At 41.8% G+C, this 22,484-nt stretch carries 18 protein-coding genes and 10 tRNA genes; 9 read left to right on the plus strand and 19 right to left on the minus strand.

The features are described 5' to 3' along the window. Positions 1–219: 219 nt before the first annotated feature. Both KVY11_RS02995 and KVY11_RS03000 read right to left on the minus strand, forming a co-directional pair. The gene (locus KVY11_RS02995; protein WP_058869179.1) at positions 220–741 is read right to left on the minus strand and encodes an acyl-CoA thioesterase; all 522 of its coding nucleotides are present in this window, start codon (positions 739–741) and stop codon (positions 220–222) included. 307 nt (positions 742–1,048) lie between these two features. Continuing rightward, positions 1,049–2,047, minus strand: coding sequence for a patatin-like phospholipase family protein (locus KVY11_RS03000; protein ID WP_218288058.1), 999 nt, complete (start codon positions 2,045–2,047; stop codon positions 1,049–1,051). Positions 2,048–2,185: 138 nt separating this feature from the next. Here KVY11_RS03000 and chrA point away from each other — a divergent pair, with 138 nt between their 5' ends. Continuing rightward, positions 2,186–3,373 (plus strand): chromate efflux transporter, encoded by a 1,188-nt coding sequence (chrA, locus tag KVY11_RS03005; RefSeq protein ID WP_218288059.1) that lies wholly within the window; start codon positions 2,186–2,188, stop codon positions 3,371–3,373. A gap of 53 nt (positions 3,374–3,426) precedes the next feature. On the opposite strand, the gene KVY11_RS03010 is transcribed toward chrA, so the two are convergent. The 3 genes from KVY11_RS03010 to KVY11_RS03020 form a co-directional block, all read right to left on the minus strand. After that, on the minus strand, positions 3,427–4,902 hold the full coding sequence (locus KVY11_RS03010) for a sodium:alanine symporter family protein (protein WP_218288060.1): 1,476 nt from the start codon (positions 4,900–4,902) through the stop codon (positions 3,427–3,429). Between the two features lie 74 nt (positions 4,903–4,976). Beyond that, complete coding sequence (gltS, locus tag KVY11_RS03015) at positions 4,977–6,218, minus strand: sodium/glutamate symporter (protein WP_058869175.1); 1,242 nt, start codon at positions 6,216–6,218, stop codon at positions 4,977–4,979. Positions 6,219–6,724: 506 nt separating this feature from the next. Beyond that, positions 6,725–8,026: a DcaP family trimeric outer membrane transporter gene (locus tag KVY11_RS03020; RefSeq protein ID WP_218288061.1), complete on the minus strand. Its 1,302-nt coding sequence runs from the start codon at positions 8,024–8,026 to the stop codon at positions 6,725–6,727. Positions 8,027–8,690: 664 nt separating this feature from the next. On the opposite strand from KVY11_RS03020, the gene KVY11_RS16695 reads away from it, so the two are divergent. Beyond that, positions 8,691–8,987, plus strand: a complete 297-nt coding sequence (locus tag KVY11_RS16695; RefSeq protein ID WP_371315910.1) for a hypothetical protein — start codon at positions 8,691–8,693, stop codon at positions 8,985–8,987. Positions 8,988–9,111: 124 nt separating this feature from the next. Here KVY11_RS16695 and KVY11_RS03030 read toward each other — a convergent pair whose 3' ends face one another. Then, on the minus strand, positions 9,112–10,311 hold the full coding sequence (locus KVY11_RS03030) for a multidrug effflux MFS transporter (protein ID WP_218288062.1): 1,200 nt from the start codon (positions 10,309–10,311) through the stop codon (positions 9,112–9,114). A 141-nt stretch (positions 10,312–10,452) separates the two neighbouring features. On the opposite strand from KVY11_RS03030, the gene yccS reads away from it, so the two are divergent. The 4 genes from yccS (at position 10,453) to KVY11_RS03050 (ending at position 16,982) form a co-directional block, all read left to right on the plus strand. After that, positions 10,453–12,627: a YccS family putative transporter gene (yccS, locus tag KVY11_RS03035; protein WP_218288063.1), complete on the plus strand. Its 2,175-nt coding sequence runs from the start codon at positions 10,453–10,455 to the stop codon at positions 12,625–12,627. Between the two features lie 85 nt (positions 12,628–12,712). Further along, the gene (locus KVY11_RS03040) at positions 12,713–13,273 is read left to right on the plus strand and encodes a YcxB family protein (protein ID WP_125280405.1); all 561 of its coding nucleotides are present in this window, start codon (positions 12,713–12,715) and stop codon (positions 13,271–13,273) included. Positions 13,274–13,444: 171 nt separating this feature from the next. Further along, positions 13,445–16,111, plus strand: coding sequence for a sulfite reductase flavoprotein subunit alpha (locus KVY11_RS03045; RefSeq protein WP_218288064.1), 2,667 nt, complete (start codon positions 13,445–13,447; stop codon positions 16,109–16,111). A 94-nt stretch (positions 16,112–16,205) separates the two neighbouring features. Next, positions 16,206–16,982 carry a YdcF family protein gene (locus tag KVY11_RS03050; RefSeq protein ID WP_218288065.1) on the plus strand — a complete coding sequence of 259 codons (777 nt, stop codon included), beginning with the start codon at positions 16,206–16,208 and terminating at the stop codon, positions 16,980–16,982. A gap of 17 nt (positions 16,983–16,999) precedes the next feature. Here KVY11_RS03050 and KVY11_RS03055 read toward each other — a convergent pair whose 3' ends face one another. The 13 genes from KVY11_RS03055 to KVY11_RS03115 all read right to left on the minus strand — a co-directional run bounded on the left by KVY11_RS03055 (position 17,000) and on the right by KVY11_RS03115 (position 19,901). Next, the gene (locus KVY11_RS03055) at positions 17,000–17,461 is read right to left on the minus strand and encodes a DUF2750 domain-containing protein (protein WP_218288066.1); all 462 of its coding nucleotides are present in this window, start codon (positions 17,459–17,461) and stop codon (positions 17,000–17,002) included. 85 nt (positions 17,462–17,546) lie between these two features. Further along, a tRNA-Val gene (locus tag KVY11_RS03060) sits at positions 17,547–17,622 on the minus strand. 88 nt (positions 17,623–17,710) lie between these two features. Beyond that, a tRNA-Asp gene (locus KVY11_RS03065) sits at positions 17,711–17,787 on the minus strand. A gap of 50 nt (positions 17,788–17,837) precedes the next feature. Beyond that, a tRNA-Val gene (locus tag KVY11_RS03070) sits at positions 17,838–17,913 on the minus strand. Positions 17,914–17,977: 64 nt separating this feature from the next. Next, positions 17,978–18,054 (minus strand) — tRNA-Asp (locus KVY11_RS03075). Positions 18,055–18,065: 11 nt separating this feature from the next. Beyond that, positions 18,066–18,141 (minus strand) — tRNA-Val (locus KVY11_RS03080). 68 nt (positions 18,142–18,209) lie between these two features. Beyond that, positions 18,210–18,286 (minus strand) — tRNA-Asp (locus tag KVY11_RS03085). A 13-nt stretch (positions 18,287–18,299) separates the two neighbouring features. After that, positions 18,300–18,375, minus strand: a tRNA-Val gene (locus KVY11_RS03090). A 21-nt stretch (positions 18,376–18,396) separates the two neighbouring features. After that, a tRNA-Asp gene (locus KVY11_RS03095) sits at positions 18,397–18,473 on the minus strand. 49 nt (positions 18,474–18,522) lie between these two features. Beyond that, a tRNA-Asp gene (locus KVY11_RS03100) sits at positions 18,523–18,599 on the minus strand. 25 nt (positions 18,600–18,624) lie between these two features. Beyond that, a tRNA-Val gene (locus KVY11_RS03105) sits at positions 18,625–18,700 on the minus strand. A 305-nt stretch (positions 18,701–19,005) separates the two neighbouring features. After that, a complete protein-coding gene (elsL, locus tag KVY11_RS03110) occupies positions 19,006–19,509 on the minus strand; it encodes a cell wall-recycling L,D-carboxypeptidase ElsL (protein ID WP_218288067.1) in 504 nt (167 codons plus the stop codon). Next, a complete protein-coding gene (locus tag KVY11_RS03115; RefSeq protein WP_218288068.1) occupies positions 19,509–19,901 on the minus strand; it encodes a YbaN family protein in 393 nt (130 codons plus the stop codon). Before KVY11_RS03115 ends, elsL begins: the two co-directional genes overlap by 1 nt. 97 nt (positions 19,902–19,998) lie before the next feature. On the opposite strand from KVY11_RS03115, the gene KVY11_RS03120 reads away from it, so the two are divergent. The 3 genes from KVY11_RS03120 to dapE all read left to right on the plus strand — a co-directional run bounded on the left by KVY11_RS03120 (position 19,999) and on the right by dapE (position 22,429). Further along, a complete protein-coding gene (locus tag KVY11_RS03120) occupies positions 19,999–20,877 on the plus strand; it encodes a DUF1853 family protein (RefSeq protein ID WP_218288069.1) in 879 nt (292 codons plus the stop codon). A gap of 157 nt (positions 20,878–21,034) precedes the next feature. Next, positions 21,035–21,175, plus strand: a complete 141-nt coding sequence (locus KVY11_RS03125) for an entericidin A/B family lipoprotein (protein WP_087010462.1) — start codon at positions 21,035–21,037, stop codon at positions 21,173–21,175. 120 nt (positions 21,176–21,295) lie between these two features. Then, the gene (gene dapE / locus KVY11_RS03130; RefSeq protein ID WP_026056444.1) at positions 21,296–22,429 is read left to right on the plus strand and encodes a succinyl-diaminopimelate desuccinylase; all 1,134 of its coding nucleotides are present in this window, start codon (positions 21,296–21,298) and stop codon (positions 22,427–22,429) included. Positions 22,430–22,484 lie beyond the last annotated feature (55 nt).

Here is a 22,484-nt window from a genome sequence, read left to right on the forward strand (position 1 = left end):
CTCTCCTGCTGGATCGCAACAACTTTTTAGTGTCACTTGAAACCAAGATATATCCTATCTTGGTTTCTTTTTATTTATGCGCATGGACTATAGCAATTCGAGATCATCAAGTGTAGAAAGCCAAATTTGCGTAGTTTCCCCATATCGACTTCTATTCCAAACATAAACGTCAGACATAAAAAAAAGATCCCCTATGTAGGAGATCTTTTTTTTAAAAACTTAACTATGTGAGGTTTTTTTATAAATACTGCACGAAGGATGATGGTTCTCTTGTAAACGCGCGACCTTACGTTGTTCTGCCGCTTCAAAACGGCAACGCTTCCAGTCATTGTCCAAATTCAACGCGGGAATTTGTTTTGGTTTACCATTTTCATCTACCGCAACCATAGTGAAGTAACAGCTATTGGTATGGCGCACTGTACGCTTTTGAATATTTTGTGCTTCAACACGAATACCAATTTCCATCGAAGTACGACCGACATGGTTCACGCTTGCCAAGAAAGTCACTAACTCGCCCACATGAATCGGCTCTTTAAAATTAACTTTATCAACCGATAAGGTCACCACATAACTTCCTGAAAAACGACTCGCACACGCATATGCCACTTGGTCTAACAGTTTCAAAATGGTGCCACCATGCACATTTCCTGAAAAATTCGCCATATCAGGTGTCATTAAGACCGACATAGTGAGTTCAGACTGGTCATCCGCAGCCGCAGCAATTTGATCTAATGGGGACATCGCGTTCTCTAATTGGTAAGATAATAGGATATGTGACATTTATTATATCGGTTTTGAACGCTGAATTTGGTAACAAAACCATCATTATTATTTATAGTGATTTGACTATCATTCAAAAAAATATATATAAAGAACACTAAGCTTTTGAATCTATAGGCCTTATTTAAATTTTAATTTATTCAAAAACATTGTCGCTGTGATATTTTTACAGCATATAAATGGCATTGAGCCTGATTGACTGTATTTCGAGTTATAGAAACACATGTTAGTCCAGTCCATTCAGGCTTTTATTTTGAAATCCGCGTGATCAATGCGTTCGCGCTTGGATATTTTGAATATTCAATTTTTGCTTATAATTTTTCTGCGCAAAAACTTTTTGAATCTGTCCTAACTGCGCAACAGTTGCATCGACCCCAGCTTGCATAGTCATTTCCCGTCCACTGACATCAAAGATATGCACCTTTTCACGTAAGTCTGGCTGAATCACAATATCAGCATTTTTCAGCTCAATTTGTGCAAGGTTCTTTTGCATGATATTGATATTTTGGTTAAACAGCCCCCAGACATTTGAGGTTTCGGTATACATCGGCTGCGCCAAAATATCGACCGCAATAATAATATCTGCCCCTAACTTACGTGCCACATCAACAGGTACGGGGCTGACTAAACCACCATCTACATATTCGTCAGCACCAATTTTGGTTGGAATAAACATACTCGGGATCGATACCGATGCCCGAACCGCTTGCCCAGTATTGCCATAGTTAAAGACGACTTTTTTACCTTCTTTTAACTGAGTCGCCACTACATACATCGGGATAGATAAGCGCTGAAGAGGGATATCGCTCACTTGTTCATTCACATAATCTTCAACTTTTTGACCATCAAAGAAACCTTTCATGTCCAAACGGATATCGCGCACATCATTGGCTTTCATATTCAGCGCGATATCACGAATTTGATTGGCATTTTTACCGCTAGCATACAGTGAACCGACGATACTACCGGCACTGGTTCCCACGATAAAGTCGGGACGAATCCCCGACTGCTCTAAAACTTGAATTGCGCCAATATGTGCATAACCACGTGCACCACCACTCCCCAATACCAAAGCAATGATTGGGCGGTTTTGTTCTTTTTTGAGCTGTTTAAAGTTAATCTGGTTGAGTCGCTCTTGGGGTTCCCCTGACTCAGTTTCGGCTGAAAAAGCCTGATTTGGCGTTTCTTGAGCCACTTTGGGCATGCTTTGACAGCCTGCTAAAGCGAGCAATGTAAACGACATAAGGCTAAGTTTAATGTTTAACATGATTCACCGAGGTTGAGATAGAGCGAAGTTTTCCAGCAGCATAGTGTATGAAAATCAGCAGTCCAAGTACTGTTGTTTTTCGTAAAAGCGTCATATTCCTCTATTATAATCTGTTTCAATTTTTCAGCATAATTCAACATGCACACTCAGCAGCTCATTCGCATCTTTCTGCATTTTTTAAAATTGGGCTGCATGTCTTTTGGTGGGCCTGCTGCTCATTTGGTGTTTTTTCACCGACATTTTGTACAACAACTTCGGTGGTTGAGTGATGCTGAATATGCTCAACTGGTTGCTCTCGCACAATTACTTCCAGGGCCAACCAGCAGCCAAGTGGGTATTGCCATTGGTTATCAACTCCAAGGCTACCGCGGTGCGTGCGCGGCTTGGCTCGGTTTTACTTTGCCGTCTATGCTCCTCATGGCATGTTTCGCGGTATTGGGTCAGCAGTATTTCAATCAACTCAGCGCGATGACACTACATAGCATTCAGTTGATCGTTTTTGCTGTGGTGATCTGGGCCTTTTGGCAAATGTTGACAAGTTTCTGCAAAACCATTTGGCAATATATGCTGATGTTACTTAGCACCTTGTTTCTTTACTTTGTACCATGGTCATTCAGCCAAGTTATCGTCATCTTAGTGGCTGCTCTCGTCGGTATTTATTTTGCAGCAGATTCGACATCAAAGCTTCAAGACAGCAGCTTAAAATCAAAAGTCCAAGCAAAGCAGGCTTATCTTTGGCTGATTGCATTTGTTTTGCCTTTTGTAGTTTTTATGGTGTGGCATTCATCTTCTTCACTCTTCTCACAGAGCCTGTTTAGTTTTTACCAAGCCGCATCTTTAGTTTTTGGTGGTGGACATATTATTTTGCCACTTTTACATCAGGACTTTGTTGCCAACCATATTTTATCTGCCGAACAATTTGACTTAGGTTATGCGCTGGCTCAACTCATGCCCGGCCCCTTATTTAGTTTCGCCAGTTACTTAGGGGCTTTATTGCCTTTAACGCCCTTTGTTTGGCTGAATGTGGTTCTAGCCACTTTAGCAATCTTTCTGCCCTCATTCTTTTTAATCTTTGCAACCTTGCCTTATTGGTCTTGGCTTATGCAGCAAGCTACGATACGAAAAGCCGTGATTGGGATTAATGCTGCAGTAGTCAGTTTACTGCTGTGTTTAGTGATACAAATGGGACAAAGTTATTTCAAGCATTGGACTGACTTAGTTTTTGTAATCGCTGTTATTTTACTGCTTCGAACCAAACTCCCGATTTGGCTAAGCCTGATTTTAAGTTTTGCACTGTATCAGCTGTTCTTTTACTTTAGCGGCTAAATAGCCATAAAAAAGCCCCTATCAATGTAGAGGCTTTTTTATGTACTAAATAATTACCAAATGTCTGATTTCACTTTGTCTTTAAATTTAGGATGGTTATCCAATTTAAACACTGGCTCTTTCACCCCTTGTTTCAGCTGTGCCAAATAGTCTTTTAACAACATCAATAAGAATGGTGTTAACAGCAAAATAGCAAACAAGTTAATGGTGGCCATAATGCCCATGAACAAATCCGCAGTGTTCCAAATGAGAGGCACACTCATCACTGAACCGAGATACACCATAATCAAAACAAAGATACGGAAGACGAACATCACCTTGGCATTGTTATTGATAAATTGCACATTCCCTTCCGCATAGGCATAGTTACCAATGACTGATGAAAAGGCGAACATGAACAAAATCGTTGCAAGGAAGTCATCACCCCAAGAACCAATTTGGCTCTCTAAAGCCATTTGGGTGAGCGCTACGCCTTCAAAGCCCGCATCATGATAAAGTCCTGAGGCCAAAATAATAATCGCTGTACATGAACACACCACGAAGGTATCCACAAATACACCGAGCATTTGTACCAAACCTTGGTTTACAGGGTGCTTTACATCCGATGCAGCTGCCGCATTCGGTGCTGAACCCATACCTGCTTCATTAGAGAATAAACCACGTTTAATCCCCATCATCATTGCCATAGAAACCATCGCACCAAAGAAACCGCCCGCAGCAGCTTCAAACTCAAAAGCTTTAGAGAAAATGAGTTGGAAGATATCAGGTAAAATAGCGTAATTGATTACGGCGATATATAAAGCAACAGCCAAATACAACAAGGCCATCAATGGCACAAAACTTTCTGCGACTTTGGCAATACGTTTGATTCCGCCAAAGATAATCATCGCGGTCAGCAAGACTAAAGCTAGTCCAACCCAAGACACCACAATATGAATGCCGCCGAGTTCAAATGCCAGATTGGCTTTATCCCATCCCCATGCATGTGCTGTCGCACCTGTAATTGCATTGGCTTGTACTGCATTAAACACGAAACCATAGGTTGAAATGAGGGCAACGGCAAAGACTACCCCCAACCATTTTTGTTTCAGGCCTTGGGTAATATAGTAGGCAGGTCCACCACGGAACTGTTTATTTTCTTGGTCACGCACCTTGAACAACTGTGCAAGAGATGACTCAACAAAAGCCGAACTCATGCCTAAAAATGCAGTGACCCACATCCAAAATACTGCACCCGGTCCACCAATCGCAATTGCGATCGCAACGCCCGCAACATTACCTACCCCTACACGACTTGCAAGCCCAGTGACAAAAGCCTGAAAAGGTGTAATGCCATGATCATCATCACATTCCTTACGGCTTGATTTCATGACCTTGATGCTGTGCAAAAATAAGCGAACCTGTACTGCACCCGTAATTAGCGTGTAAAACACACCGACCGCAACAAGGAAAATCACCAAAAAGTCCCACAGAGGTCCATTCAGTGTATTCACCCACCCGAGTAATGTTTCATTTAATTGATCATTCATCTCGATATCCTAATTATTGTGAGAGACCTGAAAGCAAAAAAGCCCTAGTTTCCTAGGGCAAATTGCATTTCTAATTAGTTAAAATATTGCAAAATAGACTGAATGACAGCCACGTTAATCAAGTCTACAAAGAATGCGCCACATAAAGGCACAATCAAGAATGCCTTGTGCGAAGGACCATACATGTTGGTAATCGCCTGCATGTTTGCAACCGCAGTCGGGGTTGCACCCATACCAAATCCACAGTGACCCGCAGATAACACCGCAGCATCGTAGTTTTTACCCATCACACGGAATGTCACAAATGCAGCATATAAGCCCATCGTAATCGTTTGTGCACCTAAAATCACCACAAGCGGACCAGCAAGGTCAGCCAATTGCCATAATTTCAATGAAAGCAAAGCCATCGCAAGGTACAACGACAATGATGCATTACCAAATACATCAATCGCACGGTCAAAGATTTGAACTTTGAAAATACCTTCCAACACATTACGTAAAATCACACCACCTGCAAGCGCCCAAACAAAAGTCGGTAACTCAAGCATTGTGCCTTTCATATGGCCGGTCATAAAGTCAGCAAAAGCCAAACAGCCTGCAAACAAACCTAATGTGGTAATCGCATTATCCGCAGTGATTAAACGCACACGATGTGGATATTCAAACGGTACATATTCTGTTGAATTAATATCAGTCAGTGGCGTGTTATCACTCTTTTCAATTTGTTCATTGGTACGTGGCGTCGCCAATTGATAGCGGTTAATGAGTAACTTCGCTAAAGGGCCACCAATCAAACCACCAATAATCAAACCAAATGTCGCACTCGCCATACCCAAAGCTAATGCACCTTGGATACCATGTTTAACTTCTAAAATTTCACCCCAAGCACCCGCAGTACCATGACCACCAGTTAAGGTAATTGAACCTGCAATCAAACCAATAAGTGGGTCAATACCCAATAAAGTTGCAAGGCTAATGCCGACAAAGTTTTGCACCACAATAAATGATGCGACAGCCATCAAGAAAATAACCAGACCAATTCCGCCTTCGCGCAATTTGGCAAAGTTTGCACTTAAACCAATTGAGGCGAAGAAAATCAGCATAAAACTTGTTTGCAATTCGCTACTGGTCGTGATGCTATAGCCCCAAAGACTATGCACAACCAAGGAGATAATCGCTGCAACTAAACCACCTGCGACAGGCTCAGGAATGTTGTAGCGTTTCAAGAAACCAATTTTATTTACCAAGAAGCGGCCAAGTAACAAAACGATGACAGCAGCAATCAAGGTATAAAAAGCGTTAAAAGTAAATTCCATGACAATTGTCCATAAAGCGGATGCTTAGATTTTGTTATCTGGCTAATAAGCCACCGAATCCATTGATACTTCAAGAGATATTTCGTAAATCTGAGACAAACTCAGTCTTGCGTATGGAAATTCAGGCAACGGGTAAATTGGTAACAAACTAAGCGATCTGATGCATAACATGTTCAGTTCTACACGATGAGTAAACTGAAATAACGTAATGCCCAATAATGTTTGGACACAGATACGGTTTTTTGAAAAAAATCACAAAACCGCCCCATATTGGCTCAAAAACAACCAATAAAAGTACAATATGGGCGAAAGACCGACATTATGCAGATTTTTTATAGATAATCTTTATTTTTTTACAATAATTTCCAACTATTTCACTTATTCTTTTCTGACCTAATACTTAAGTCTATATTCAGAATGTATTTAGTCTGTATAAATTTGTCGACTAAAACAAAACAGGAGCCTAAAGCTCCTGTTTTTAAAACCGCAACTATTTCATCACATGATTAGAAGCTGTATTTCGCCATTAAGCCAACACGGTTGTCTTTGTAGCTATCCCCAGCAAAGGTATCACGTTTACCATTGATATATTCAACACCTAAGTCCAATGGCTTAACTGGTGAATAAATGAAGTTAATCCATGCTTGGTAAACTTCTTCATTTGCAGCTGTGTTTAAACGTGCGTAATCAGTACCATCATCCGCAAAGAGTGCACCATACGCTAAAGTCGAACGTAATTTTTCGTTGAATTTATACGTACCACCGACTTGTACGCCAAATGCCTCATTTTGCTCGATCTTGCCATTCGCATTATCTACATAAAATGCAGTGTTGCTTCCGTATAAGTAGTTGCTATTGCCCTGTACATAAGACACATCAGCACTGAGTTTTAACGGATCAATCACTTGATAATTTACACCAGCAGCAATACCCCAACCTGTTTTATCATCACCAGCTGCTTCAGATTTGTATTGCTCTACCAAACCACGAACAGATGCATTTGCTTTACCATCTGCAAAACCTTGCGTTAATTTCGCAGTTAATACAGGTAAGCTATATTTCACATCTGAAGCAACGTTTTCAGTATTAGCTGCATTACGCTCTGTAGCAGAACTATTACCTTCTTCCGCAGCAATGAATAATTTCGTTGCAGGTGCCAAATTAAAGCCATAACGTACTTGTGGAATACGAGTTGTACCGCCACCCACGTTCGTGCCGAAGTCAATCATTTCTGGTGCGTGGTTTGACAGGAAGTTAGAAGTGGTTTGACCAAACAACCAATTGTTATAAGTCAAATACGCATGACGAATACGCAGTGCTTCATTCGTTCCAGCAAAGTCTACTTCTACTTTACCGCCAAGTTTGTTGTCGCCAGCCACATTGGTATTAAAATCTAAACCTAAACGCGTAGTTTTCGCTGTTGCACGAAGTTTGTCTTTAGTTTGGCCATTTGAGCTTGAAACTTTGTTGAAGTCGTCATCCGCACCTTCAATAATGTAGTTTGCATCGCCACGAACAAAACCATATAGGTTAATGTCTGCGCCAGACTTAGATTTGAACGAAGATAGTGAAGATTCAGCTTTTACAGGAGCTGGCTGTGCTTTCACTTGTTGAATCTGAACTGCTTGCTGTTGTTGAACTTGTTGCTGTTGTTGCATCAATGCTTTTAGCTCTGCAACTTCGGCACGCAACTGAGCGAGTTCTTGTTGTTCTTTGGTTGCAGCATGAGTTGTTGTCATCATCAGAGCAGCCACACTAAGTGCTAGGCTTTGAGCGATAAATGGCTTTTTATTGAGGGCTAAACGCATACACAAACTTCCTTTATTACATTGTTAATTGTGAATCAAAAATTCCATTTCAGTAAAATTTTTTGCACAAAAGACCACTCCGTTTTGGTCTTTTCATATGCAAAGTAATCTTATAAAGATGAAAAATCGCACATTTCGATGTTTTAAGATATGACCTTTTATTACTCTTGCCACTAAAGTCTAATGCCAGCAATTTTGAACGATAATTGATGTTATTCGCGATTGGCTTTGAAGCATCAAATTACAATTTAGACAGACTTTTGCAATAATTAAGTAACAATTCTTCATATTTTCTTAAATATAGACTGAGTTTTATTTGAGATCTATATTTTTTTCTTATAACTAAAGTCTTAGTCTAATAGATAGCCATCTATGCCCAATGATGGGTCAAAATCACACCTTTGCACCAAAAAATCCTAACTATTCAGACTATTATTGAGCATGATGAATAAAATATCCCCAAGCATGAATACACGGTTAGGGCAAAAAGATGTGCTCATAGGAAAAAAGCGTGACGAAATGCTTGAGTAGGTCTGTTATGTTCAATTTGAATGATTTCAACATCCAAAAAAATCCTCACTATACCAAGAAGCTTTTGCATATTATCCAGAAAAATGAATTTCGCCTTTTATTGAACGCCACCGTGAAAATGGTTGGGGCTTATATGGCTTGCTTAATATTCAAAAAGGTGAAAATCGCACAGCAGCAACCACGTAATGACCAATTTTTTGATGCACCTGTCGGACTATTCTTCGCAGTCAATCAAGCCTTAAACATCTGCGCGAAAATGGATACTGCCATGATGAGAAATGTCATGACTTCAGTCAAAGCACAAGGTTCAGACTCTTGTCACGAGCCGTATGGAATCACTTTTATGCTATCAATGTACAAGATGCTGAACTCGTCTGCGGCATGGCACTGGGTTATGCGGATCCTGAGCAGATCGTCAATCGCTTTATAACACATGGCGTACCAGTTGAAGATTTTGCAGTATTCTTAAACAATGAGTGAGATTTAAAGCATTCATTTAAATAACAAAAGAGACTAAAATGAGTCTCTTTTTTATATAGTCACAACTTCAATTTTTAGGCTTTTCCGTGCTCAAGCTTAAACACATAATACAAAGCCAAAGCCACAAAAATAGCCATGACAATGGCCATATTCAAAAGTGCCGACCAGAGTAGAAAATTAAGAATCACACCACAAAGTAGACCACAACCAAATTGCATACTGCCCATAATCGCACTGGCTGTTCCTGCACGTGCACCCTGCTCAGACATTGCAATCGCCATGGCATTTGGCCCTGTAAAACCGATTGCTGCGACAGCGAAAAACATCCCTGCGCAAACGATATATAACGGTGCATGCGTCATGCTACCCGCTACCAACAGCAGCCCCACACCAGCCAACTGCAAAAAACTGCCTAATTTTAAGCGCTGAAAAACACTTAACTTTTGTGCCAAGCGCTTATTTAAGGTTGAGAACAGCATAATCCCAAGCGCATTGGCACCAAAGGCATAGGCAAAAACTTGCTGACTTAAGCCGTAACCATCCATCAGAATGGCAGCAGAAGCACTGATATAGCAAAAGAGTACAGCCCCAGCAAAGCATCCAACAAACATCGGGCGTCTAAAGCTCGAATCTTGCAAAATCGCGCCATAAAGGTTTAAAACTTGATTAAAGTTAAGCTTTAAACGGCGCTTCGGATCTAGAGTTTCCTCAAAGAAAAAATGTACGCAGCACAGGCTTCCCAAGCCAACGACCATCAAAAAGGCGAAAATACTATGCCAACTACTGAAACTCAGTACCAGCGCGCCTAAACTCGGTGCAATAATCGGCGCGATGGTGGTCACGATCATCATACTGGCAAATGCTTGGGCTGAGGCTTGCATATCTAAACGGTCACGAATCGCAGCACGGGCAATCACCACGCCCACACAACCGCCTAAGGCTTGTAAAACCCGAGCCGCAATGAGACTCCACTCACTGTTTGCAAACACACACAGTAAACTGGCAATAATGTAGAGACTTAGGCCAAAATACAGCGGTTTTTTCCGCCCAATTCGATCACTTACCGGCCCATAAATCAGTTGTCCAATAGCCAAGCCTAAGAAGTACGCAGGTAAGCTGTTGGCCACCATTTGTGTGCTTACCCCAAAGTCATTCGCCATTTGTGGCAAAGCGGGCAAATACATATCAATAGACAGTGGACCGAGTGCAGTCAGTGAAGCAAGTAAGAGAATCCAAGCGTTGGAATAGACCGCTTTTTCCTGTGTAGTCGACATAGGATTAATTTATGTTTTGGAAGGAGAGTTTGCAGACAAGTTTACACGCTCCATAGTATGATTTATAGCAGAGCAGGTGAAATTTCACATATTCTCATATTTGAAAATTGTCCAACCCTAAGCGACAAACAAAGGTGCCCTTTGAAAGCATGGCTGACCAGTCTAAAACAGGCTACTTATAATACAACCTTCATGTATAACCTCCGCATGGTCATTACTTTTGCAGGGACTGCTTTTGTTCCATATCTCATGGGTTTTCAACTGGCAACTATTCCGCTGACACTCGGCGCAGTTGCTGCGGGTTTAAGTGATATTGATGACCGCTTTTCCGTGCGAATCATGAATTTAATTTTTACCTATATTGGCTTTTTCATTACTGCAACGTCGATTTACTTTTTATTTCCGCATCCAATTTTATTCGCACTGGGTCTAATCGTTTCGTGTATTGGTCTGATTTTACTGGGCTCACTGGGACGTCGTTATGCCACGATTTCCTATGGTTGCTTAGTGGTTTCCGTTTACTCCATGCTCGGTGTCGGACTTTTTGACAACTGGTATACACAACCGTCTCTGCTGGTGATTGGGGCAATTTGGTATAGCGTTATTTCAACCATCAGTTTTCTGCTCTTTCCCGTTCGTCAAGTACAAGACAATCTATCGAAGTGTTATTCCTCACTCGCCGATTTTCTGTTTGCCAAATCCAACCTGTTTGATGTTGATATGACAGCTAACAGCTATCAACAGAGCATGATTGAACTGTCGTTGGAAAATGGTAAATTAATTGCAATTTTCAACGACATGAAAACCGCCCTACTCACTCGTTTAAAAGGTGACCGTGGACAACGAGATACACGTCGCAGTCTGCAATATTATTTTGTGGCGCAAGATATTCATGAACGTGCAGATTCAGCACATATTGACTATCAAAAACTGGCGAAAATTTTTCAACACAGCGATATCTTATTCCGCTTTCAACGAATTTTATCTATACAAGCCAAAGCCTGTAAGGACTTAAGCAGCAGCATTTTAAACCGTCAAACCTACACCCATAATAAACGCTTTAAACATGCTTTTGAAAACCTCCGTTTATCATTAGAAAAGCTCAGAGACGAACAACAATATGACCAAATTTGGGTCAATGCTCTGTTTTCACTGTATCAAAACTTAAAATCGATTGATGCACAGCTACGTAACTTAGAAACTGAACGCAATATTAAACTCGATAAAGCTAAGCATATCGAAAGCCAGCTCAAAGATGATGACCTAAAAGGCTGGGATGACATTAAAATTCGGATTAAACAACATCTGACCCCCGAGTCGGTTTTATTTAGACACGCGATTCGTCTGTCTATCGTGCTATTAGTTGGATATATCTTTGTTCAAGTCACCAACATTGAATATGGGTACTGGATTCTACTTACAGCGCTATTTGTCAGTCAGCCCAATTTCAACGCAACCAAACGTCGTTTACGTTTACGTATCGTAGGGACGTTGGTCGGAATCATTTTAGGGTATGCCGTATTGTACTTTGTACCTTCGATTGAAGGACAACTTCTCGTATTGGTCATCAGCGGGGTACTTTTCTTTGAGCTTCGCAGTAAACAATACGCTCAAGCCACCGCTTTCATCACTATTTTGGCGCTGATTAATTTCAACTTAGATGGTATGGGATACGAAGCTGCCCTTCCGCGCATGATGGATACCTTAATTGGCTGTGGACTGGCATGGTTAGGTGTAAGTTTCATTTTCCCTGACTGGAAGTTCCGTCGCCTACCCCGCACAATTTATCGTTCGCTTTCCGCTCAATGTGATTATTTAGCTGAGGTAATTGAACAGTATAAGTCTGGACGCAACAATGGCCTGAATTATCGTGTGGTCCGTCGTGCGGCACACAATACTGATGCCGAAGTTGCTTCACTCATTTCCACTTTAGCCACCGAGCCCGACTTTGACCCAACGCAAAAGAGCTTGGCGTTTGAGTTCTTGTGCCTCAATCATACCTTTATTAGCTATATTGCAGCGTTGGGAGCTCATCGTGAAAAAATTGACGACCCAGAAATTTTAGAATTGATGGATCGCGCTTTTGACAATATCCAAGGTGCGCTCCTGCGGGATGAAATGCCTGATTTAACTGCCCAGAATATGCTACAGACCATTCGTCAGCGTTTAAGCCAAAATAATGAGGAAGATCAGAAGGCATTGATTATTTTACAACAGCTTTCGTTGATGTTTAGCATCTTGAATCAGTTCAGTCGTTTGAAGCAAAGTTTAAGCCACGAACGGGATCATGAGGCCACAGAACTGGCTTCATTATAATTTGGGTGATTTTGGAACAATATACTCACTGAAATGCTCTAAATGATGCTAAACTTTTTGCAGTTTTAAATCTGTTACTTTCACTATGACCGCGAAAAATTTATACGCTTATACTTTACAGCCTGTGACCTATGAAATCACTGAAGCTGAACAACGCGATGCTCAATTAAAAATTTGGCGTAGCACAAACAAAATTAGCATTAAAGCTTGGATCATCATGGCTGTCGTTACAGCCCTTTCGATTCTTGGCCTAATTTTACTCAAAAATTATTCAACCATCTTTTGTTGGGTCGCAATCGCCTGCGTCGTGGTTTACCTTTTAGTCCGTAAATTCGGTTTAGAATGGTATGTGAAGCGCAAAATGAATGAGTTTCCAGTTCAGGAAATTAAAGGCATTCGTTTAGGTGTACAACCTCACGGTCTGATTATGCGCCAGCAAATGGGCATGCAAGAAGGTGTCGGTGCAATCGGTTGGAAAGACATCTACGAATGGTACAACACACCTGAGTTTTTGTTGATTAAATTCAAAGTGAAAGGCCAAGAAGGTGCATACATTCTGCCAAAACGCATGGATAGCAAAAACTTCTCGTTTAATACGATTCGTAAACATTTAAAAGAAACAGTTGGTGAAGCACAGCCACTTTAAGTCCTGCTTTCTCCTCTGTAAAAAACCTCCAACTTTTGGAGGTTTTTTTATATCCCAAACCCTCGAATACAAATGATAATGAGAATAAATATTAATTTCTAAATCCATATTATCTTCTCAATCTTCAGGTATAATTTCCGCACAACAAATCGCTCACCATTAAGTATCGCCATGTTTAAAAAAACATTTTTCCAAGTGCATTGGTTTTTGGGAATCACTGCGGGTCTTATCCTGTCGCTTATGGGCGTCACAGGGGCCATCTATTCTTATGAACAACAAATCTTAAAATGGATGAACCCAGATAGCTATACCGTTCAAGCAACACAAAACAATAAATTAACCCCTGCTGAGCTGTATCTACATTTCCAAAAACAAGATCCTGCCATCAAAATCAATAGTATTACGATTGCTCAAGAGTCAACCACTTCAAGTACGGTCAATATCGAGAAAGAAGGCGCACGTCGTGGTTATAACATGATGGTGAACCCGTATACTGCTGAAGTCTTACCCGAAGTTAAAGGCCGTGAGTTTTTTAACTTTATTCAACAGCTGCACCGTAATTTAACTGTTGGTCCTGTCGGTAAACAAATTACTGGCGCTTGTACCCTCATGCTTATTTTCTTTGTATTGAGTGGCCTGTACTTACGTTGGCCCAAACGTCATTCCATCAAACAATGGTTTTTTATTAAACCTAAATTGAAAGGACGCAACTTCATTTGGGATTTGCATGCTGTTGTTGGTACTTGGGTGGTGATCTTTTATCTGATCTTGGCCTGTACAGGACTGTACTGGTCTTATGATTGGTGGCGCGATGGCATGTTTAAAGTCCTCGGCGTTGAACGCCCACAAGCACAAATGCAAGAAGGACCCCGTCCAAATACTGGTGCAGCTCAAGGCCCACGTGGCGAACAGGCTGGTGCTCGTGGTGGAGAATCACGTGAGCAAGGTCGTGGCGGGCCACAAGGTGAGCACGCTGCACGTGGCGAACGTGGGCAAGGCGAACAACATGGCGAGCGTAAAGGCTTATCTCCTGAACAAGTGCAAATTGCTTTAACCCAAACATGGACAGGATTTAACGCACAAGTTGGTCGAGACTATTCAACCCTGACCCTAAATATTCCGAAAAAGCCTGACGGTACACTTGAGCTTTCATTTGTAGATGCAATTCCACAGCATGAGCGGGCGAGAAACTCAGCGGTCTTCAATTATCAAACTTCACAAATTGAAAAAATGGAGTTGTATGAGCAGAAGAAGCTGAATGAAAAAATCATGAGCAGTATGCTTCCTGTGCACCGTGGTAGCTTCTTTGGCCCAATTTATCAATTCTTTGCCATGTTTGCATCACTGATGATGCCACTGTTCTTTGTAACGGGTTGGATGCTGTATCTCAAACGCCGTAAGCAAAAGAAACTCACCCAGCAAGCCCGTGGTGGAGCGTTGAATGTTCCAGTTGATCCACATGCGAAACCATGGCTCATTGCCTATGCAACTCAAACGGGTGTTTCTGAACAAATTGCTTGGCGTACTGCAACCAGCTTACAAGAAGCAAGACAACCTGTAAGCGTTAAAGCTGTGCAACACTTAACACAGGATGACTTAAAAGCTGCTGAGCAAGTGCTTTTTGTTGCAAGTACTTATGGCACGGGTGAAGCACCTGACTTAGCCAGTAGTTTTGAAAAGAAATTTTTAAATACAACTTTGGATTTGTCACACCTTCACTATGCCGTTTTGGCTTTAGGCTCTCAAGAATATCCTGATTCCTATTGTAGTTTTGGACATCGCATTGATAGTTGGTTAAAAGCCAATGGCGCACATGCTTTGTTTGCAACCATTGAAGTCAACAACGCAGATAACAATGATATTCAACGTTGGAACAGTGCTCTTGCCTCTGCAACCAAACTTGAGCTTCAAGCCATGAACATTGACAAAACCTTTGATCAATGGAATTTGGCACAACGTGAAGTACTCAATCCAAATAGTGTCGGAGCACATGCTTATAATATTGAGCTAAAAACCAACTTCGATGCAACATGGCAAGCGGGTGATATTGCTGAAGTTCAACCAGGTAACAGCACAGCACGTATCCAAGCCTTTATGCAGAAGCATCACATTGCAGCACAGAGCATCGTTGAGTCTTTAGCCATTTCCATTGAGCAAGCGCTTTGGGATAAAAACCTCAACACAGAGATTGAGCCTTTTGCCAATTTGGAACATTTACTGGAACAGTTGAGCCCTTTACCTACACGTGAATACTCAATTGCAAGTGTACCGACTCAACAAGTGTTACGTTTAGTCGTGCGCCAACAGCAAGATTCAGCAGGTGAACTGGGCTTAGGTTCTGGTTGGTTAACCCAACATGCCGAGCTTCAGCAACCTATCGCACTACGTATTCGTACTAATGAATCATTCCATTTGATCAATGACAACCGTCCTATCATTTGTATTGGGAACGGTACAGGTATCGCTGGTTTAATGAGTCTACTCCATGCACGTACCCGCCTAGACTATACGCAAAACTGGTTGATCTTTGGTGAGCGTCAACGTGAACATGATTTCTTCTATCAAAGTACGATTGAAGCGTGGCAAACCACAGGCATGCTACAACGCTTAGATTTAGCGTTCTCGCGAGATCAGGCAGAGAAAGTCTATGTACACCATAAACTGCGTGAACAAGCCACTGAGCTTAAAACATGGGTTGAAAATGGTGCCGTAATTTATGTCTGCGGTAGCATTAATGGTATGGCGAGCGATGTCGATGCTGCCCTAATTGAAATCTTAGGCGAAGAAAAATTAGATCAACTCCGTCAAGAAGGTCGTTATCGTCGCGATGTTTACTAAACACTAAGTCTAAATGAAAAAACCGAGCCACAGCGCTCGGTTTTTTCATGCGTAAATTTGCTAGAATCATGCAAACGATAACCCACAAGCCTATATGCAAAAATCAAAAAGAGTCATTAGTTTTATTATCGGGTCATTACTGTTCGCAGACGGCTTGTATTTTGTTTTACAACTACGCTTTAATTTTGGCACCCTCTTGCCCTTATTGATTGGACTAGGTCTAATCATTTATGCACTGGCTTATCCTAAACTTATCGCCTATATTCAAACCACTACAATCAGACAATCAATATGGCGTTGGGCTTGGGCGATTTTCTTTGTTTGGGTTTTTAGCTTAGTCATTTTCTTCGTCTTTTTAGGGTTTTCAAATCAACAAAATACCCCTCATGCTGCACCCGCTATTGTAGTTCTTGGGAGTGGTCTGAAGCATGGCAAACCGAGTCCAACATTGGCCAGCCGTTTAGATCAAGCGGCAAGCTATGCCAAACACCATCCCAACAGTATTATGGTCGTCAGTGGCGGCCTCTCCTTTCAGCAAAAAAATAGTGAAGCTGAAGCAATGCGGCAGTATCTGATTGATGTACAGCATATCCCAGCACAACGTATTTACACCGAAGATCAAAGCACCAGTACTGAGTTAAATTTGATCAATAGTAAAAAGATTTTAGCCAAGCAGCATATTTCTCTACAGCAACCGATTGCTATTGTGACCAGCGATTTTCATATCCCTCGTAGCCGGGCTATAGCCATACGTCAGGGTTATCAAACGCCCATCATGATCAGCGCTCAGACACCTCTTGCCACTCGCTATAATGCATGGTTACGTGAATATTTTGCGTATTGGAGTGGTTGGCTACTCAATGAATACTAAAATGGGATCATCTTGAATTAATGGAGGCGAATTGTCCGTGGCGATGGTAATTGTAATTGTTTAAATAATTCAGGCTTCTGCATTGAAAATTGATATAAATAGTTTTTGATATCTAATAATAATTTTTCTGGTGCAACCAAGACATTCTGCCCTTCTGGGCTTAAATTCATCGAAACCGTGGTTTTTTCTGAACGTAAGAATGGAATCACTTTTTCGACTAAATCGCTAAGACCAATACTCTGGATTTCGTAGCCTGCCCAATTATCTTTCACCAAAAGCTGCGCTAAACCTTTACTCTGCCACATCGCAAAGGAACGTTGACCGGTTGGCGTAGCACATAAAGCCCAGCCATCTTGGTATAAGGCAATAACATGGCCTTGATGCACGATAGTTTCGATAAAAAGACGATAGGTTTCAAGAGGATCGTAAGCAATATTTTGATTTTTAGACGCAGCTTTGCGTTGATATGGGTTTCTCATAAATCTGTCATATTTTAAAATTATTATTGCACAGAAGTGTATGAAAACAGCTTGAGATAAGCAAGGTTTTTACGATAAGGGAATATGGTGGGCGCTGACGGGATCGAACCGCCGACATTCTGCTTGTAAGGCAGACGCTCTACCAACTGAGCTAAGCGCCCTTGAGAAATAAGAATAGCTTCGCTATTTTTATGATGCAAGAAAGAAATCTTACTTGATTCCATTTACTAGCACAAGGGATCTAGAAAATGGCGCAGCGGACGGGGCTCGAACCCGCGACCCCCGGCGTGACAGGCCGGTATTCTAACCAACTGAACTACCGCTGCAACGGTAATTGCGAATGCAATTAGGGTCATTAAGCTTTACAGCTTGAATATGGTGGGCGCTGACGGGATCGAACCGCCGACATTCTGCTTGTAAGGCAGACGCTCTACCAACTGAGCTAAGCGCCCTGATTTAAGATTGTCAGTCTTAGTTTTCAAATTTAAGCTCAGGGACTTAAATTTATATTTTAAATGGCGCAGCGGACGGGGCTCGAACCCGCGACCCCCGGCGTGACAGGCCGGTATTCTAACCAACTGAACTACCGCTGCGTCGTAAAATATGGTGGGCGCTGACGGGATCGAACCGCCGACATTCTGCTTGTAAGGCAGACGCTCTACCAACTGAGCTAAGCGCCCTGATTAAGATTGTCAGTCTTAGTTTTTAAACTTAAGCTCAGGAACTTAAATTTAATCGATTCTTTGAATGGCGCAGCGGACGGGGCTCGAACCCGCGACCCCCGGCGTGACAGGCCGGTATTCTAACCAACTGAACTACCGCTGCATCGCAAAAAATCTGGTGGGCGCTGACGGGATCGAACCGCCGACATTCTGCTTGTAAGGCAGACGCTCTACCAACTGAGCTAAGCGCCCTCATTAAGGATTTTGTATAAATGGCGCAGCGGACGGGGCTCGAACCCGCGACCCCCGGCGTGACAGGCCGGTATTCTAACCAACTGAACTACCGCTGCACTTACACAAAGTCACTAATGTGGTACAAACAATATTAAAAATCTTAAGTGGCGCAGCGGACGGGGCTCGAACCCGCGACCCCCGGCGTGACAGGCCGGTATTCTAACCAACTGAACTACCGCTGCACGTAAGATCTTTAACGTAAAGGCTTGGTGGGCGCTGACGGGATCGAACCGCCGACATTCTGCTTGTAAGGCAGACGCTCTACCAACTGAGCTAAGCGCCCTTAACGTCTTTATCGTTTGTGAGGTGCATTATAGAGAATCTTTACAGGCTGTCAAACGCTTTTCGGCTTGTTTTCTCTTTTTTGCAATCGAGTGATTAAAAAATAGGTCAAATGGTATAAAAACAAGTATTTTCTGTATGTTATTTAACATATTTGCGAAAATTAAAATGATTATTCGCTAAATTTCTTTTCCTCAAAATACACATTTTCTATGATTAATCCCCTTCTTCTACTCAATATTCATATTTTAAATTACAGCGTTGAATACACAATAAAATAAGCTTGCACATTTTTTAACATCTATTTTAGAGTTTAAGTTTATGTTCGGAAATATAAACCAGTGCATTGCAATCAATTAGTTCAAATAACTCTATGACATCCGTATTACGCATACGAATACAGCCATGCGACATCGGCATCCCCATTGGTTCACTATCTGGTGTTCCATGAATATAGATATAACGTTGATAGGTATCGCAGCCTTCCCCGCGATTGAAGCCTTCTTCTAAACCACTCAGCCATAAAATCCGAGACAAAATCCAGTCCCGCTCAGGAAACTGCTTGGCTAAATTGGTATCGTAAACTTCCCCTGTAGGCTTTCGAGCAATAAAAACGGCATTTTGCGGTTGCTCGGCACCATGCTTCTCAGCAACCAGATGCCAACCCCGTGGCGTTTTACCACTATTTTCAGTTTCGCCAATGCCATTTTTCCCCGACGAGATCAGATAAAATTTATTCTTTTTAGGCAGCGTTAAAGTCTGTTCAGCCAGATCAATCAAGACGTCTGCATCAGCAATCACATAAGACATCAGTTGTCCTCTATTTGTTTTTTATCTATTACTGCATTTGGTTCTGGACGTAACCATAACCATATTGCGACAAGCAGCATGGTGGTATTGGTAAATAATTTTACTAAAAATGGTGCATTGGTCAGTAGCATGATCAGCCCACTGATCAACATCATGATACTGGCAAACCACTTCGCTTTACGTGGTACAGTGCCATTGGCACGCCATGCTCTTAAAGTTGCGCCATATTTAGGATGGTTGAGTAACCAAGCATCCATTTGTGGCCAACCTTTAGACGCAGCCCAAGCGGCCAAGATCAGAAAAACGGTTGTTGGCATACCCGGCAACAGTGCACCGATAAAGCCTAGGATGACAAAGATCACCACTAAACAACGCCAAAACAACGTTTTCATACCACTTTCCTGAACACCGAATTGCGGTAGTATAAAGTGTTTTTTAAGTTTATCCGTTGTCCTTCTGCATATTTAGCTTCTTTTTTAAGGCACTCGCATGCACCTTATTTCACAACATCAGTTGTTCGAACCTTGGCTCCAATTCAAACGCCCATTGGTTCGCCAGTTGGCTTTTGCTGTAGCAAGTCCAAACATTTTGTCTGCGTTGCCGTTAGAACTCGATATACAACATGCTTTTCATTTTCATCCCTCACAGATCTGGCAACAGCACTTTCAAACCTATTTACCTCGCCTTAAACAGCTCGATCAAGACCCGAAAGAACTTGAAGACTTTATGGCTCAACTGAAAAGTACCCGTCTGGGTCTGCGCTTTGAAATGTTCATGTGGTTTTGGTTATTGGATCATCGCTATCATGCTTATGAATTATTGGGTCATAGTATCCAAATCATTGATGGTGCACGTACTACGGGCGAGTTGGACTTTTTAATTAAAAATACCGAAACCAATCAAATCGAGCATTGGGAAGTTGCGTTGAAATATTATTTAGGTGAAACAGATCTGAGCTTAGCCACATGGTATGGCTTGAATCGTACTGATACTTTAAACCGAAAATTAAAACACTTTACCCATAAACAGTTTCAATTCCAGCAAGCTTTAGACACAGACATTCAGACGCGCTTTGCCGTTTTAAAGGGGCAACTCTTTCTCCCTCTAACAAATGGTTTCACGGCAGTTGATGCTTTAAACCAATACTCCCTTCCCGATTGGCTCAATCCAGACCGTCGACTAGGTACTTGGGGTAACGTCATTCCAAAGGCCGACTTGAATTACTATCGCCTACAACGTCAAGAGTGGATTTGCCCAAATGCAGAAACCAGCAGCCAAACTGCACATTGGTGGACCAATGGCCTGTACTTACAAAATCAAAACAATCAGTTTTATATGTACCGAAATCTAAATTTGATTTTAACTTGATTTTGCAGAAGTTCCTTTATACAAAAATACATAATGCAACATACGCTTACTTATCTCCTGTAAAACCATGCTATTTTTTAAAGTGTTTATTTTTTAATGTCTAATTACATCAGAACAAAATCATTTGATGAATACACTAAGAATTTTGGAGACAGCGATGAAAAAAATTGTTTTAGGTTCACTGGTGATGCTTTTTGTTTTAACAGGCTGCAATACTGTAGCTGGTGTGGGTAAAGATGTGTCTAAAGTAGGAGATGTCGTGACCAACTCTGCTGATAAAACTGCTGATAAATTATAATCCGCTTGTAAGCCCCATAAACCTTATCTAAACGATAAGGTTTTTTTATTGCTAAGTTTCGCATTCCAGAGATTAATCGCCTATTATAGTGCCGACTGTTTTTTTGACTTTGAAATACGCATGACCTCTTCTGCTACTCTCGATTTAAGCCTCCAACTTTTACGTCAGCCATCGGTTACACCTGTGGACCACAACTGTCAAAATATTATGGCTGAACGCTTAAAAAAAATTGGTTTCAACATTGAGTCTATGCGCTTTGATGATGTTGATAACCTATGGGCACGAAAAGGCACTGAAGCACCTGTATTCTGCTTTGCGGGTCATACCGATGTCGTTCCTACAGGTAATTTAGATGCTTGGAACTCAGACCCATTTGCCCCTGAAATTCGTGATGGCAAGCTTTATGGTCGTGGCAGTGCAGACATGAAAACTGCCTTGGCTGCAATGGTGGTTGCTTCTGAGCGCTTTGTTGCAAAACACCCAAATCATAAAGGCTCAATCGCCTTCCTCATCACGTCAGATGAAGAAGGCCCATCGATCAATGGCACGGTCAAAGTGATCGAAACACTCGAAGCCCGTAATGAAAAAATGAAGTGGTGTTTGGTGGGTGAACCTTCAAGTACCCATCAATTGGGTGATATTGTTAAAAATGGTCGTCGTGGTTCACTCAATGCAGTACTGACTGTCAAAGGAAAACAAGGTCACGTGGCTTATCCACACTTGGCCATTAACCCGATTCACATGGCGTCTAAAGCCGTTGCTGAACTTTGTGATACGGTTTGGGATCAGGGCAACGAATACTTCCCTGCGACGTCGTTCCAAGTGTCCAATATTCAAGCTGGCACAGGGGCAACCAATGTCGTTCCAGGCACCATGACCGTGACTTTCAATTTCCGTTATTCAACTGAATTGACCGCTGAAGAATTAAAAGCACGTGTTTTAGAAATATTGGATCGTCATGGTTTAGTCTACGACATTAAATGGACGCACTCAGGCTTACCTTTCCTGACGCCAGTGGGTGAGTTAGTGAATGCGGCTAAAAATGCCATTCGAAATGTGACTGGTGTAGAAACTGAGCTTTCAACCTCAGGCGGGACATCAGATGGTCGCTTTATTGCACCTACCGGTGCTCAAGTACTTGAACTTGGTGTTCTCAATGCCAGCATCCATCAAATTGATGAACATGTGAATGTTGCTGATCTTGAACCGCTTGCTGAAATTTACGAACAAATTTTAGAAGGCCTTTTGGCATAAGCGTACAAACCCATATACAAAAAGGAACTCAGTTGAGTTCCTTTTTTTATTGCAT

This window comes from Acinetobacter sp. CWB-G5 (genome assembly GCF_019209785.1).
Taxonomy (GTDB): Bacteria; Pseudomonadota; Gammaproteobacteria; order Pseudomonadales; family Moraxellaceae; genus Acinetobacter; species Acinetobacter johnsonii.